Genomic DNA, 15,455 nt, shown 5'->3' with positions numbered 1-15,455 from the left:
AATTCGATAGGGCTTCTTTGGGAGGTTTCTATCTTTTTAAAGCAATAGGGAAAGGAAGAAAACAATGAGTTTACAAGAGCAATTAGAAGAACTAAAAAGTCAGACGCTAGCAAAAATCGACGCGGCTGATGAGCTTTCTGCCGTTGAAACGATTCGGGTAGAAACGCTAGGAAAAAAAGGACCAATCACCGAAGTATTAAGAGGAATGCGTGATCTTTCAGCAGAAGAACGTCCGAAAGTCGGTGCCTTTGCTAATGAGATTCGAGATCTATTGACCCAAGCAGTCGAAAAACGAAAGGCTGCCTTGACTGAATTAGCTTTAGAAAAGCAATTAGCAGCAGAAACTTTAGATGTAACACTGCCGGGTAAACAGGTTACTCAAGGCACGCGCCATGTATTGACTCAAATCATGGAGGAAATCGAAGATACTTTTGTTGGTATGGGCTATCAAATCGTTGAAGGAACAGAGATCGAATCCGATCATTATAATTTTGAACGAATGAACCTGCCTAAGGATCATCCTGCTCGTGATATGCAAGATACGTTTTATATTTCTGACGATGTATTGTTACGTACCCATACATCACCAGTCCAAGCACGAACAATGGAAAAACATGATTTTTCTAAAGGTGCCTTGCGAATGATTTCACCTGGTAAAGTATTCCGTCGTGATACCGACGATGCTACTCATAGTCATCAATTCCATCAAATCGAAGGCTTAGTCGTGGACAAAGGAATTACGATGGGGGATCTGAAGGGAACGCTGGAAGTATTATTGAAGGAATTATTCGGTGCAGACCGTAAGATTCGTTTGCGTCCAAGCTATTTCCCATTTACTGAACCATCTGTTGAAGTTGATGTCAGCTGTTTCAAATGCGGCGGTAAAGGCTGCAATGTCTGCAAGCATACTGGTTGGATCGAAATTCTTGGTGCCGGCATGGTTCATCCTGATGTACTGGAAATGTCAGGCATTGATTCAAAAGAATATTCTGGTTTTGCTTTCGGCTTAGGACCAGACCGGATCGCTATGCTGCGCTATGGTGTCAATGATATTCGAAATTTCTATTTAAACGATGTTCGTTTCTTGGAACAATTCAAGGGGGAGTAAGAAGCAATGTTAGTTTCATATAAATGGTTAAATGAATACGTCGATGTTAAGGACGTTACACCAAAAAATTTGGCGGATCGCCTTTCACTAACGGGTATCGAAGTTGAAGGATTAGAATCTCCGGAAGAGGGATTGAAAAAAATCGTCGTTGGCGATGTGAAAGAATGTATCCCGCATCCTGATTCAGACCATCTTTCAATTTGTCAGGTGGATATCGGTGAAGAAGAATTATCTCAGATTGTCTGCGGAGCACCAAACATCAAAGCTGGAGTAAAAGTAATCGTGGCTTTGCCGGGTTCTCGGATCGCCGGCAATGTAAAAATTAAAAAAGGCAAAATGCGCGGTCAAGTTTCTAACGGCATGATCTGCTCATTGCAAGAGCTTGGCTATAGTGATTCCGTGATTCCTAAAGAATATGCTGAAGGAATTTATTATTTACCAGAAGAAGCAATCGTCGGAGAACCTGTTTTTCCGTATTTAGAAATGGACGATACGATCATTGATCTATCGATTACGCCAAATCGCGCTGACGCCTTGAGCATCCGCGGTGTTGCCCATGAAGTAGCGGCAATTTATAACAAAGAAGTTCATTTCCCTGGTGCGGAATTAAAAGAAGCAGATGAAAAAGCCAGTGGTAAAATCAAAGTTTCTGTGACCGACGAAAATGATGCACCGCATTATGAAATCCGAATCATCGAAAACGTAAAGATCGGTCCAAGTCCGCAATGGCTGCAAAATCGTTTAATGAATGAAGGCATTCGTCCAATCAGCAATGTGGTGGATGTAACAAACTATATCCTATTATTGTTCGGACAACCCTTACATGCCTTTGACTATGACAAATTAGGCAGTAACGAAATCATGGTTCGCCGAGCAAAAGAGAATGAACCATTTACAACATTGGATAGTGTAGAACGGACGTTGAATCCGGAAAATATCGTGATCACTAATGGCGAGATCCCTGTTGCTTTGGCAGGCGTTATGGGTGGTTTAGATTCAGAGATTACTGATGAAACAACTACTGTAGCTTTAGAAATGGCGATGTTTGACCATACGTTGGTTCGCCGTACTTCACAAAGTTACAACTTGCGCAGCGAGTCATCGATGCGTTTTGAAAAAGGCATCAATCAAGGCGATATCAGTTTAGCTGGTGAAGTTGCAGCGGCAATGATCGCAGAATTAGCTGGCGGCAAGGTTTTACAAGGCGCTGTTAAAGGCAGTGAAGTTGAGCCAAACAATGTCGAGGTAAGTACGACTCTTGAAAATGTCAATCGATTCCTAGGAACGGATTTGTCACAGGAACAAGTAAATGATATTTTCAAAGCACTTGGTTTTGCCTCAAAAGTTAAGGCAGGGGTAACAACTGTCAGCGTGCCGCCGCGTCGTTGGGATATTACGATCGAAGCGGATTTGATGGAAGAAATCGCTCGAATCTATGGATATAATAATTTACCTTCAACATTGCCGGAAGGTCAAACGGTCGCAGGCTTCTTAACCGAAGCGCAGAAAGCGGCAAGAAAAGTTCGAAATATTTTAGAAGGCGCTGGTTTGTCAGAAGCAATCAGTTATGCTTTGACAACGGAAGCGAAAGCACAGCAATTTCTTTTAAATGAAAGCAAGGTGACTCGTGTCGCTTGGCCGATGAGTGAAGAACGATCAACGATGCGCTTGAACTTAATCAGCGGATTGCTGGAAGACTTATCATATAATGTAGCTCGTAAAAATAATGATGTGGCTTTCTATGAAATTGGACATGTTTTTTATCAAGACAATGATCCTAAAAAAGATCTGCCAATCGAGCAAAATCATGTAGCGATCGCTGTGACAGGAAATGTCGTCGACAAATCTTGGGCAGGAAAAGCGGAAGCATGTGATTATTACACTATCAAAGGGATGGTTGAGGAGCTGATCGCAGGTTTAGGCCTTACTGAAGAAATCTCCTATCAAGCAATCCAAATGCCTGAAATGCACCCAGGCCAAACTGCCGGTATTTATCTAGGTGAAGAATTGATTGGTTTTGTTGGTCAAGTTCATCCGAAGATGGCCGCAAGTTATGAATTGAAATCGGCTTATGTAGCTGAAATGAACTTAGAGGCATTGATTGGAAAAGAACAGTCGCCGCTAGTCTTTGAAGCTGTTTCAAAATATCCTGCTGTCAGCCGTGATATCGCTCTGTTAGTTAATGAAGCACATACGAACTCGGACATTACCGAAGTTATCACAGCAGCAGCTGGAAGATTCTTGACTAAACTGCAAGTTTTCGATGTTTATCAAGGTGAAAATATCGAAGCAGGCAAGAAGTCAATGGCGTATAATCTAACCTTCGTGAATCCTGAAGCGACGTTGACTGATGAAGAGATTAATCGCATCATGGCAAAAGTTACTAAGAAGTTAGAAGAAAACATCCAAGCGGTTATCCGCTAAGCAAATAAACAGCCCTCAAAAATAAATTTTTTGAGGGCTGTTTTGGTGACCAAAAGTTAACTTGCCTGAATTTCACTAGTTACGACAACATCGACACCAGTATCTAAAAGATTTTTTATCGCAATATCACCGATTTTAACTGGCGCCTGCAACTGAACTTTATTAATTTCTTTCATTGCAGCTAAAACTGCTTTTTTAGGAATACCATCGGTGGTTTTTACCGAGCAGAGATGACCGCTGCCGCCATCAACGATAACAGTCGAGGTAACAACTCTTACAGGATTCGTGGCTTCTGCTTTACCATATTTCACGCCTTTATTGCAGCTATATCCGCTAACTTGATAATCATTGTTTTCATCAACCGTTAGGTGACAGCCTTTTGGACACATGATACAGATAAAATTTTTCATCCCTTCGACACCTCCTCCACGCAAATCTCGATTTCTCCGTTAGTAACCTTATCCAAAACTTTTTTTGACAGTTTGAATTTTTCCATTTCGCCTGGAACAATATACGTTTTTTTCTGTTTCGCCAGAACTTCACCTTGTGATTTGATCAGAATTTGACTGTCATCAAATACCTTATTAACACGGAAGAAGAGTTCGGTTCGGCGCTCAACGTTTTCATTACGGATCTTTTGCGGAACAACATAGGTGACATGATCACCGTTTTTGATAGTGAGACATTGAGCGGGCTCCGCAGCTTGTTCTAAAATATAGGAAGCGGCAGAAGTGCCGGCCTTGATACTTTCAGCAGTTACAAAATCTACCAAGTCATGCACGTGAACAACATTCCCGCAAGCGAAGATGCCCGGTACAGAGGTTTCCATATTTTCATAAACAAAAGGACCGCTGGTTTTTGTATCTAAATCAAGCTTGGCATCTCGGCTCAGCTCATTTTCAGGAATCAAACCGACGGATAATAAAATCGTATCACAGTCAAAAATTTGTTCCGTACCAGAAATCGGCTGCCGGTTTTCATCAACTTCTGAGACGACTACTTGCTCGACCCGGTTTTTTCCGCGAATTTCAGTAATTGTATGAGATAGCAGAAGAGGAATTTCATAATCATCTAAACACTGAACAATATTTCGAGTCAATCCGCCAGAGTAGGGCATGACTTCCACACAAGCTAAGACTTCGGCACCTTCGAGTGTCATTCGTCGCGCCATGATTAAGCCAATATCGCCAGAACCCAGAATGATTACTTTTTTTCCAACCAAGTAACCTTCCATATTGACATACCGTTGCGCTGTGCCAGCAGTAAACACACCAGCTGGACGACTGCCGGCAATCCCAATAGCTCCACGGGTCCGCTCACGGCATCCCATAGCAAATACTAAAGCTTTCGTTTTTAGGATTTGATAGCCATGTTCCTTGTTGACGATGTGCACCTCTTTATCTTCGGTGACTTCTAAAACCATCGTGTCTAGTAAAACTTTAATCGTTTTTTCTTTGACCATTTCAATAAAGCGCGCCGCATATTCTGGTCCGGTCAGTTCTTCTTTAAAATAGTGGAGACCAAAACCGTTATGAATACATTGATTCAAAATTCCTCCAAGCTTTTGATCCCGTTCAATAATCAAAATATCTTTGACGCCTTTTTCATATGCCGCTACAGCTGCTGCCAAGCCAGCCGGACCGCCGCCAATTACGATTAATTCATGCATATCAACGTCCTCCTTTTGTTGCGTCAACTAAAATATAACTGCCTTCACGATCCTGCAGAATATCCAATGGTGATTTATGAGCTTCTTCCGCTAGAATATCAACGACTCGCGGACCGCAAAAGCCACCCTGACACCGCCCCATTCCGGCATTACATCTTCGTTTGATACCATCAACAGAAACTGGTGGAATAGGAGAGTGGGCAGCTGCTCTAATTTCACCTTCTGTAATCGTTTCACAGCGGCAGATAACTCTGCCGTAATTCTCATCCTTAGAAATGACTGCATTTTTTTCCTCAAGACTCAGCTCTTCAAAGACGATTTTTTCTCGTGAATCAAGATACTCATCTTTTTGAACAAAGTTCTTGTGAACAGATTTTTCCATCATCTCAATGCCATATAAAGCAATCGCAGGAGCCGAGGTAAGACCAGGTGATTTAATGCCGGCTAGGTCAATAAAACCAGGAGCCGCTTCCTGTAAGATAAAATCGCCAACGCTATTATTGGCACGAACACCAGAGAAATTCCGAATGGATTGCCGCAGGTTAAGATCTGGAAGAGACTTTCTAGCTAAATCGGCAACTGTTTTTAACCCGACAATCGTATTTCCGGTATCTTTTCCGCTATCCAGTTCATTTTTCTGAACCGCCTCCGAATTCGGTCCAACGACTAAGTTTCCGTGAACAGTCGGGCTGACTAAAACGCCTTTTCCTATACTAGAAGGACACTGGAAGATTACATGATTTACGACGGTTCCTTCTGATTTGTCTAATAGATAGTACTCACCACGCTTCGGTGTAATCTCAAAATTGGGTTCAGCGATTAAGTTGTGGATATCATCTGAGTGAACGCCGGCCGCATTAAAGACATACCGTGTTTGATAAGTTGCTTTATTTGTGCTGATTTCATAACCCTCGGCTATTTTTCTGATACCAGACACGCGATTATTCAACGCTAGCTCTACACCATTTCTTACGGCAGTTTCTGCTAAGGCGAGGCAAAATTCCCACGGATTTACGATCGCTGCGGTAGGGGCATAGAGGGCACCTAGACTTTCATGAGAAAGATTCGGTTCCATCTGATGAAGTGCCGCTTGGTCAAGCAGCTCCAGATCCTTTACGCCATTTTTATTTCCCCGCTCATAAAGCTCTTGAATCAACTCAAGCTCCTCAGCTGAAAAAGCGACGACTAGCGAACCAATTTGATCATAATGAACAGACAATTTTTGACACAGTTCCTTTGCACGTTCGGCGCCTTCAACATTAAGTCTTGCCATCAAGCTGCCAGGTTCTGGATCGAAACCAGCGTGCAAGATAGCACTGTTTGCTCTAGTGGCTCCTAAACTAACATCATTTTCCGCTTCCAAGACGAGTGTTTTCAGTTGATACTTGCTTAGTTCATAGGCAGTTGCGGCGCCAACGATCCCGCAACCGATTACAATTACATCATACATAGATTTTTCCTCCTGCTTATTTAGGTTCCTACTCACTTAGTGCCAGCATTTTGAACGCAGCAAAAAAGAGTATAGTTAACAAACGCCAATGTTTGTTGACGTTTGCCGCTATACTCTTTTTATCTCTATCCGATATTTAATTACCTGTATTATAACACCTTTATAAAGGATCAACAATCGTTAAATTGACCAAATTGAACTTTCTGTTGTTGATACAGCAAGGCTTCCGGCACCTAAAGCCCCCATGATGTCTTCTTTGTCACGAATCAAGCCGCCGACGACCAGCGGTTTTTTTGAATGATTAACTAGCTCCTTGATAATCTTGGGTGAAACACTGGGAAGAACCTCGACCAAATCAGCCTCGGTATATTTCAGCTGACGATCGACATTTTCCAAAGCGGAAGAGTCTAATAGAAAGAAACGCTGGATTGCCAAGAGCCCATGCTTTTTTGCATGACGAATGATTGCCGGTTTTGTGGAAATAATTCCGTCAAAGGAAGTGGACTGTTTAATATAATCAATCGCTGTTTCATCTGAAGATAACCCCTTCACCAAATCCGCATGCAAAATGGCTGTTTTTCCGCTTGCTTTGATTTTTTGAGACAAGTCAGCCAGCTCCATTAGGTGAGATTGGAGAATAAAGATGACTTCACTTTCTGATTTTATAGCCGCTTCCAGCTCAGCTTCATTTTTTGCAGCCGCGATTACAGGGGAGAGTTCCAATTTTTGATATAGTTCATGAGTATTCATCTATCATTGCTCCTTATATGTTTTCGTTCTCATTTTACCATGTAGGAAATGGAAGAAGAAGCCTTGCTGGTAACGATTGAAGATAAAAAATCCCTAAACACATGATTTTTTAAGTAATCGTGCGTTTAGGGATTTATTTGAGAAGACTTGAGATTAATAGGAACGCTCCAACAGTTGAACAGCAACCGTTTTAAGGATCTCCTTACTCTTGCCATCAGGTAATTCTTGGATCTCATTTAATGCTTTTTTAGTCAATTTTTCTGCGAAATCGAGCGCACCGGCAATCCCGCCAAGACTGTCAACATAGGAAGCTAATTGGATTAGTTCTTGTCGTGACAAAGTTTCGGGATGTTCTAGATAAGGGCGGATGACTTCCGGCTGATTATCACGGGCAATCAATAAAGGCAGCGTGAAGATGCCTTGCTGTACATCAGTTAAGATTGGCTTTTGATCATTTCCCAGCTCTAAGGAGAAATTTAAGATATCATCATAAATTTGAAAAGCTAACCCGATGGCAGAGCCGATTCGTTTAGCACGAGACTGCAGTTTCTTATCCGCCCCGCCAAAATAAGCTCCTTCATGGCAGCTAAGCCGAATCAATTCAGCGGTTTTACCATTAATGTTCCGCAGATAATCACCAATCGTTTGATCTGGATCGAATGTACAAGTCATTTGTGTTAGTTCGCCCTGCAAGACCTTCTTCATCGCTTGAGCATTCTTTAAGAGGAAAGGGGTATGACTCATACATTCTGCTAACAGTTCAAAATAACTAGTATACATAAAATCTCCGGTGTAAACTGCTACGTCTTTACCAAAGCGTGACTGGACCGACGGCAAGCCGCGGCGGGTTGGCGAATCATCAATAATGTCATCATGGACAAGTGTGGCTGAATGCAGCAATTCAAGAGATGCTGCGATTTTTACTAGTTGTTCTTGTTCTTTTTTATCTCCAAAATCAGCGAAAAGAAAAAAGAGTGCCGGACGGATCATTTTTCCTCCTGTAGAAGAAAATTTTGTGATGGCCTCTTCAATCGATTTATTATTAATAACAAGTCTTTGTGAGATCAATTTCTTAACTTGGATTAGATTTTCCTGTATTTTGGGATATTCATTCCAGTAGTCTAACATAACTGCTCCTTCTAACAACGTTTTCAAGTTTATTTTAGCGCATGCTACCCAGAAAGACTACTAGAATGCTTAATTAATGTTTCGTGAGAGGAAACACATGATAGCCAAGCAAATCCTTTGAACAAAAAGTATAAAAATAGCATAATGAACATGAAAAAGAAAATCGAGAAAGTTGGGTGAGATGAATTTAACCGTTTTCTTGGAACTCGTGGAATTTAAAGCGAAAACCGCGAGTGTCCTGCCTTTTTTTATTGGGATTTGTTTTAGCCTGTATAATTTTCACAAACTTCATTTAGGTCTAGTCCTGTTGTACTTTGTCGCAATGTTCATTTTTAACATGGCAGTGGATATTTTAGACAACTACAACGACTATCACCATGCGACGGAAATTCACGACTATCGAGAAAAAACCAATATCATCGGAAGAGAGAATCTGAATTTGAAAGTGGTTTTTCGAATGATGATAGGAATGATCATTGTTTCGGCATTGATTGGAATCGGATTATCCTTCGTGGTCGGGTGGCCTTTTTTATTGATGGGGTTATTTTGTTATGGTGTAGGAATTTTCTATTCCTCTGGACCAAGGCCCTTATCCAGCCTTCCGTTAGGAGAAGTTTTTTCAGGATTAACGATGGGGTTTATGATCACGATTTTATGTGTCTATTTAAACACATATGAAGTGTTTCAGTGGAATTTTACTAATTTGAGTGAGATTTTTCTGATTTCATTACCGAATACGTTGTGGATCGCAAACCTCATGCTGGCGAACAATATCTGTGATTTAGAAGAAGACGAAAAGAACAATCGCTTTACATTGGTTCATTATTTAGGAAAGCCGCGAGCGCTCCATTTATTTGTAGGAATGAATATCGCCGCCTTTCTTGCCCTCTTGCTTTCGGTGATTATTGGAATCGCCCCATGGACCATGCTGGGGACATTCTTAGCAACACCTTTTATTTACAAGCAGGTACAAATATTTCGGATGAAACAAGTTAAACGGGAAACGTTCATTTGCGCAGTCAGAATTTTAGCGGTAGGGGCTGCCGCACAAGTTATCAGTTTTGCATTAGCGTTTTTATTTTAGAGGAGGAAACAGAAATGAAAGAAATAGTCATTTTAGGAGCAGGCTACGCAGGTTTGCGTGCTTTGCATGTATTACAAAAATCAGGAGCAGACATTCATATTAGTTTAGTAGACCGGAACGATTACCATTATGAGTCAACCAGTCTGCATGAAGTCGCAGCCGGTACACAACCAGATGAAAAAATCTGTTACAAAATAAAGGATGTAGTAAATCCACAAAAAACTACTTTTATTATGGATACAGTTGAAAAAATCGATGCTGACCAAAAAGAAGTTTATTTAGAAAATCAAACATTAAAGTACGATTATTTGATCGTTGCTTTAGGCTTCCAATCTGAATCATTCGGTATCCCAGGAGTAAAAGAAAATTCTCTAGAGATGGTGGATGTAAAAACTGCGGATCAAGTTCATAAACACATCATTGAGCAAATGAAGCAATACAAAGAGACTAAAAACGAAGAATATTTACGGATCGTTGTCTGCGGAGCAGGCTTTACAGGAATAGAATTAGTTGGTGCTTTGGTTGAAGGCAGTAAAGCCTTTGCTGACATTGCAGGAGTAAAACCGGAAGAAATCCAAATCTATTGTGTAGAAGCTGTCGATAAAATCTTGCCAATGTTTAGTGATAAATTAGGACAATATTGTATCGATCATTTGAATAAATGGGATGTTAAACTGTTGACCGGAAAACCAATTAAGAAGGTCGAGCCAGGTGCGGTCATTTATCAAAATTCAAAAGATGATGAAAATGATCTAGTTGCTCTAAAAGCCAAAACAATCGTTTGGACAACCGGTGTCAGCGGCAGCCAAGTAATCGGGGAATCTGGCTTTGAAGAACGCCGCGGTCGCGTGATGGTGAAACCAAACTTGACCGATCCAAATCATGACGACATCTATCTATTAGGTGACGTTTCAGCTGTTATGGATCCTTCAAGCAATCGCCCGTATCCAACAACTGCACAGATTGCATTGAAGATGGGTTCATATGCAGGTAAAGATATCTTGAATCAAATGAAGGGACAACCAAGCAAGCCCTTCGCGTTTAAATCACTTGGTTCAGTAGCTTCTATCGGGAATACACACGCTTTCGGTGTTGTGGGTAAAACGGAAGTAACAGCTTATCCAGCCTCATTTATCAAAAAAGCTATTATGGACCGCTCATTGTTTGAAACAGGCGGAGTTAAAGAAGTCATGGCGAAAGGCCGTTTTGACTTTTATCATTAAGCCGAAACTATTTTTAACACTCGCGATAAAATTCGTGAGTGTTTTTTTGTGATTACTTTGCTATAGTTTTAATTAGAAATTAATGCGAAGGATGTTACTATTGAAAAAAGGTATTTTACTAGTTAATTTAGGAACACCAGAAAGTCCAACCCCAGAGGATGTTAAAAAGTATTTAGCGGAATTTTTATCGGATCGGCGGGTAATTAATTGGCCCCGAAGTCTGTGGCTGCCAATTTTACATGGTATTGTACTGCAAGTCCGTCCTAAAAAGTCGGCCCGCGCGTACAAAAAAATCTGGCGAGAAGAGGGTTCTCCGCTATGGATATATACTAAAAAACAAGCTGAGCTTTTACAATCGCGTATGCCGAATACGATTGTGCGTTTCGCAATGACATACGGCAGACCCGGGATTCAAGAAACGATTTATGAAATGAAGCAGGCAGGGATGACAGAATTATTTGTTTTACCATTGTATCCTCAATATTCAGAGACGACGGTAGCTCCGATCTGTGATCAAGTCAGCCAGGTTTACAAGTCGGCTGCTGATATTCCGGATATTAAAATTTCAAGTTCATTTTATGATCATGAAGGCTATCTTCAATTATTGGCCAACACTATTAAGCGTCATCTGACTGAAAAAAGTTTTGATATGATTTTATTTTCTTATCATGGTATTCCGGTTTCGACAATAGAGCGTGGTGATCCTTATGAAGAGCAATGTAAAATTACTACTCAAAAGGTGATGGAAAGAATCGGGGATCATCCATATACCCATTCGTATCAGTCGAAGTTTGGGCCAGGGCAGTGGTTAACACCAATGACTTGTGAGACGTTGAAAGCTTTTCCAAGTCAGAATATCAAAAAAGTATTAGTAATCACTCCAGGCTTCGTAGCTGATTGCTTGGAAACGATCGAAGAAATCAATGAAGAGAATCGCACGTATTTTATGGAAAACGGCGGGGAAGTATTTGAATACATTCAACCATTCAATGAGTCGACTGAATTCACAGAAATTCTGCAATCAATAATAGAAACAAAATAAAACACTCGAAATAAAAATTCGAGTGTTTTTTGTATGCGTTTATTTTTAATAGTTAAAACAGGCTGGTTAAGCGAAGTAATTAATACCCATAGCTTGTTTAACTTCTGTCAGAGTTTCAACAGCTACTGATCGAGCTTTTTCGCTGCCTTCTTTCAGCATCTGCATGATTGCTTCAGGGTCCTTTGCATATTCTTCGCGACGGGCACGAATCGGAGCAAATTCAGCTTCTAAAACATCGATCAAATAGCGTTTGATCTTCACATCGCCAAGACCGCCGCGACGGTAGTGCTCTTTTAGCTCAGCGATTTTTTCCTTATCTGTCCCAAAGACATCTAAATAAGTGAAGACCATATTGCCTTCTACTTGACCTGGGTCTTCAACATGGATGTGATTTGGATCAGTATACATGCTCATGACTTTCTTTGCCACAACATCCGCAGGATCAGCTATGTAGATACCATTGCCGAGTGATTTACTCATTTTTCCGTTGCCGTCAATACCAGGTAGACGTCCTCGTCCTTTTTCAGGGAACACACCTTTAGGTTCTACTAAAACATCACCATATGTGTGATTAAAACTTTGGACAATTTCTTGTGTTTGCTCCAACATTGGTTTTTGATCTTCACCAACAGGTACAAGATTTGCTTTAAACGCGGTAATATCCGACGCCTGAGAAACAGGGTAGATAAAGAAGCCGGCAGGAACACTTTCACCGAAATTCTTTTGTTCAATTTCAGATTTTACGGTTGGGTTGCGGCGAACGCGCCCAACACTGACCAAGTTTAAATAATACATTGTTAGCTCGGCTAATTCAGGGATTTGTGATTGAATAAATAACGTTGAACGTTTTGGATCTAAACCGATTGCCATATAGTCTAGGGCAACCTGTAATACATTTGATGAAACTTTTTCTGGGTTTTTAGCATTATCAGTCAAAGCCTGCATATCAGCTATCATGATAAATAATTTATTTTCAAGATCTTCTTGCATAAGCACGCGATTTTTTAGCGAACCGACGTAATGTCCTAAATGTAGTTGCCCAGTGGGACGATCACCAGTTAAAATGATTTTTTCCATTTACTCACCTTTTCATAAAATTTCTTTCAATAGTCTCTTCAAATACTACCTTTTTTTTTCAAGCATGACAACTCTTATCCCTATTTTTATCGAATGGACAAATATAATTGATGTCAAGAAACGTGACATCGTGATAGAAGTTGTTGAGATATTTTTTTCTAACAGTGAGTTTTTTTCTTTACAAAGTTAAAAAACTTAGCTTATAATTAGACTCACGTTGGAAAAATTAGAAAATGATAAGGGAAAATGAGGTGGTTAGACATGCCAATGGTTGAATTTAAGCATGTAGAAAAATACTATGGAAAGTTTCATGCCTTAAAAAATATTAACTTGACCTTTGAAAAAGGTGAAGTCGTCGTGGTGATCGGACCATCCGGTTCAGGGAAGAGCACGATGTTGCGTTGCATCAACGGATTAGAAGACATCTCTTCCGGCGAGTTACTAGTAAATGACAGGAATTTACATAGTAAAGAAGTTAAGTTGAAAGACATTCGCAAGAATATTGGAATGGTTTTTCAACATTTTAATTTATATCCAAATAAGACAGCGTTAGAAAATATAACGTTGGCACCTATCAAGGTTTTGAAACAATCTTCAGCAGAAGCAACAAAGTCTGCCGAAAAATTATTAGATCGAGTAGATATGTTAGATAAGAAGGATTCTTATCCTTCCATGTTATCTGGTGGACAGCAACAACGGATCGCCATCGCCCGCGGCTTAGCGATGAATCCTGATTTGCTGCTTTTTGATGAGCCGACGTCTGCTCTTGACCCGGAAATGATCGGGGATGTGTTAAATGTTATGAAGAAGATTGCTCGTGATGGTATGTCCATGATCGTCGTGACTCATGAGATGGGATTTGCTAAAGAAGTGGCAGATCGCATCATTTTTATGGCTGAGGGCGAGGTACTAGAGGATACACGTGATGTTAAAAGCTTCTTCGACAAACCTCAAGAGGAGCGCGCACAGCAATTTGTCAGCAAAGTAATCAATCATTAGGAGGGCGGCTTATGTCGAAGGTAAGAAAATTAGTCTCCTTTTTATTTCTTCCGCTGCTGCTTGTGATAGTGCTGTCAGGATGTAAAGGAGAAAGTGTCGCAAACGAAAATATTGCGAAACGAATCAAAGAAGAACCAACCATTACTTGGGGCGTAAAATACGATACACGCTTATTCGGGATGATGGATATAAAGACACGCAAGGTTGATGGATTTGACATTGATATTGCGAAAGCAATCACGAAAGAAATTCTTGGAAAAGATGGAAAAGCCGAATTCGTTGAAGTGACTTCCAAGACCCGAATTCCTTTACTTAAAAACGGGAATATCGATGCCATTATTGCCACTATGACAATCACGGAAGATCGTAAAAAAGAAGTAGATTTTTCTGATATTTATTTTGATGCGGGACAATCCTTACTAGTAAAGAAAGGTAGTCACATTAAAAGCATTAAAGATCTGACTGCTGAGGATACAGTCTTAGCGGTTAAGGGATCGACTTCAACTATCAACATACGGAAACATGCTCCTGATGCAAAAATTCTTGAATTAGAAAACTATGCAGAAGCATTCACTGCATTGCAATCAGGTCAAGGTCAGGCGATGACGACTGACAATGCAATTTTGTTGGGAATGGCATCAGAAAACGATAATTATGAATTAACAGCTGGTACTTTTACAAATGAGCCATATGGAATTGCCATCAACAAGGGGCAAGAAGATTTCTTAAAAGAAGTCAATACAGCATTACATAAAATGCATGACAATGGTACCTATAATAAAATCTTTGAGAAATGGTTCCCTAAAGATGCTGATGGCCGGGCGAAGAAGGGGGCACAGTTCTAATGACACAGTTATTTCAAACTTTTTCAGCTGATTTTGTCAGCGGCTTTAAATACACGATTTATGCAAGCTTGTTAGCATTAGTTTTCAGCTTGATCATTGGAACATTAATGGCGATATTGCAATTGTCCCACAACCGGGTCATTCGCAGTTTGGCGAAAGCATATGTGGCTTTTTTCCGAAATATCCCATTGTTGATAATCGTCATGTTTTTCTATGTCGTAGCACCCATGTATTTTTATAGCTTTGATGGTTTCCAAGCAGGGACAATTGGACTTACGATCTATACTTCAGCCTTTATCGCGGAAACGGTTCGTTCAGGAATCCAAACAGTTCCCAAAGGTCAAATGGAAGCTGGTTTATCCTCTGGCTTTTCATATGGCGAAACAATGCGATACATCGTATTGCCTCAAGCCTTCAAAATTGTGGTGCCGCCATTAGGCAACCAATTCATCAACTTGATCAAAAATTCCTCTATTTTAGCGATGGTCGCTGGTTTGGATTTAATGTATCAGGGAGATTTGATTGCTAGTACGACATTCAACACATTCGACACCTATATTATTGTCGGCTTGTTTTACTTGATTTTAACTTTACCTTTGTCATATCTAATGAACTATTTAGATAAGCATTGGTCAAACGCCTAGAAAGGAAGGGGT

At 40.5% G+C, this 15,455-nt stretch carries 14 protein-coding genes; 8 read left to right on the top strand and 6 right to left on the bottom strand.

All coding sequences use genetic code 11. The annotated features are described in order from the left end of the window. The first annotated feature begins 64 nt into the window (after positions 1–64). Both pheS and pheT read left to right on the top strand, forming a co-directional pair. Positions 65–1,108 carry a phenylalanine--tRNA ligase subunit alpha gene (pheS, locus tag FFR60_RS09500; RefSeq protein WP_137663956.1) on the top strand — a complete coding sequence of 348 codons (1,044 nt, stop codon included), beginning with the start codon at positions 65–67 and terminating at the stop codon, positions 1,106–1,108. A 6-nt stretch (positions 1,109–1,114) separates the two neighbouring features. Continuing rightward, a complete protein-coding gene (pheT, locus tag FFR60_RS09495; protein WP_137663955.1) occupies positions 1,115–3,532 on the top strand; it encodes a phenylalanine--tRNA ligase subunit beta in 2,418 nt (805 codons plus the stop codon). A gap of 56 nt (positions 3,533–3,588) precedes the next feature. On the opposite strand, the gene FFR60_RS09490 is transcribed toward pheT, so the two are convergent. From FFR60_RS09490 to FFR60_RS09470, 5 genes are all read right to left on the bottom strand, one after another. Further along, positions 3,589–3,942 (bottom strand): DUF1667 domain-containing protein, encoded by a 354-nt coding sequence (locus FFR60_RS09490; protein ID WP_137663954.1) that lies wholly within the window; start codon positions 3,940–3,942, stop codon positions 3,589–3,591. Then, positions 3,939–5,201 (bottom strand): NAD(P)/FAD-dependent oxidoreductase, encoded by a 1,263-nt coding sequence (locus tag FFR60_RS09485; RefSeq protein ID WP_137663953.1) that lies wholly within the window; start codon positions 5,199–5,201, stop codon positions 3,939–3,941. The genes FFR60_RS09490 and FFR60_RS09485 overlap by 4 nt, the downstream gene beginning before the upstream one ends. Position 5,202: 1 nt before the next feature. Beyond that, positions 5,203–6,651, bottom strand: a complete 1,449-nt coding sequence (locus tag FFR60_RS09480; RefSeq protein ID WP_137663952.1) for an NAD(P)/FAD-dependent oxidoreductase — start codon at positions 6,649–6,651, stop codon at positions 5,203–5,205. A 180-nt stretch (positions 6,652–6,831) separates the two neighbouring features. After that, positions 6,832–7,401 (bottom strand): glycerol-3-phosphate responsive antiterminator, encoded by a 570-nt coding sequence (locus FFR60_RS09475; RefSeq protein ID WP_088932500.1) that lies wholly within the window; start codon positions 7,399–7,401, stop codon positions 6,832–6,834. A gap of 153 nt (positions 7,402–7,554) precedes the next feature. Then, positions 7,555–8,529, bottom strand: a complete 975-nt coding sequence (locus tag FFR60_RS09470) for a polyprenyl synthetase family protein (protein WP_137663951.1) — start codon at positions 8,527–8,529, stop codon at positions 7,555–7,557. Positions 8,530–8,710: 181 nt separating this feature from the next. On the opposite strand from FFR60_RS09470, the gene FFR60_RS09465 reads away from it, so the two are divergent. From FFR60_RS09465 to hemH, 3 genes are all read left to right on the top strand, one after another. Further along, positions 8,711–9,613 carry a prenyltransferase gene (locus FFR60_RS09465; protein WP_137663950.1) on the top strand — a complete coding sequence of 301 codons (903 nt, stop codon included), beginning with the start codon at positions 8,711–8,713 and terminating at the stop codon, positions 9,611–9,613. A gap of 14 nt (positions 9,614–9,627) precedes the next feature. Beyond that, a complete protein-coding gene (locus FFR60_RS09460) occupies positions 9,628–10,836 on the top strand; it encodes an NAD(P)/FAD-dependent oxidoreductase (protein ID WP_137663949.1) in 1,209 nt (402 codons plus the stop codon). Between the two features lie 91 nt (positions 10,837–10,927). After that, positions 10,928–11,878, top strand: coding sequence for a ferrochelatase (gene hemH / locus FFR60_RS09455; RefSeq protein ID WP_137663948.1), 951 nt, complete (start codon positions 10,928–10,930; stop codon positions 11,876–11,878). Positions 11,879–11,944: 66 nt separating this feature from the next. Here hemH and trpS read toward each other — a convergent pair whose 3' ends face one another. Next, positions 11,945–12,955, bottom strand: a complete 1,011-nt coding sequence (gene trpS, locus FFR60_RS09450) for a tryptophan--tRNA ligase (RefSeq protein WP_137663947.1) — start codon at positions 12,953–12,955, stop codon at positions 11,945–11,947. A gap of 261 nt (positions 12,956–13,216) precedes the next feature. On the opposite strand from trpS, the gene FFR60_RS09445 reads away from it, so the two are divergent. From FFR60_RS09445 to FFR60_RS09435, 3 genes are read left to right on the top strand one after another with little or no spacing between them, the layout of a single operon-like run. After that, positions 13,217–13,954: an amino acid ABC transporter ATP-binding protein gene (locus tag FFR60_RS09445; RefSeq protein WP_137663946.1), complete on the top strand. Its 738-nt coding sequence runs from the start codon at positions 13,217–13,219 to the stop codon at positions 13,952–13,954. Positions 13,955–13,965: 11 nt separating this feature from the next. Beyond that, a complete protein-coding gene (locus FFR60_RS09440; protein WP_137663945.1) occupies positions 13,966–14,799 on the top strand; it encodes a transporter substrate-binding domain-containing protein in 834 nt (277 codons plus the stop codon). Continuing rightward, positions 14,799–15,443 carry an amino acid ABC transporter permease gene (locus FFR60_RS09435; protein WP_088932508.1) on the top strand — a complete coding sequence of 215 codons (645 nt, stop codon included), beginning with the start codon at positions 14,799–14,801 and terminating at the stop codon, positions 15,441–15,443. Before FFR60_RS09440 ends, FFR60_RS09435 begins: the two co-directional genes overlap by 1 nt. Positions 15,444–15,455: the final 12 nt, after the last annotated feature.

It is taken from the genome of Enterococcus hulanensis (assembly GCF_005405485.1).
Taxonomy (GTDB): Bacteria; Bacillota; Bacilli; order Lactobacillales; family Enterococcaceae; genus Enterococcus_A; species Enterococcus_A hulanensis.
This window is presented reverse-complemented; position numbering and strand designations above follow the sequence as displayed.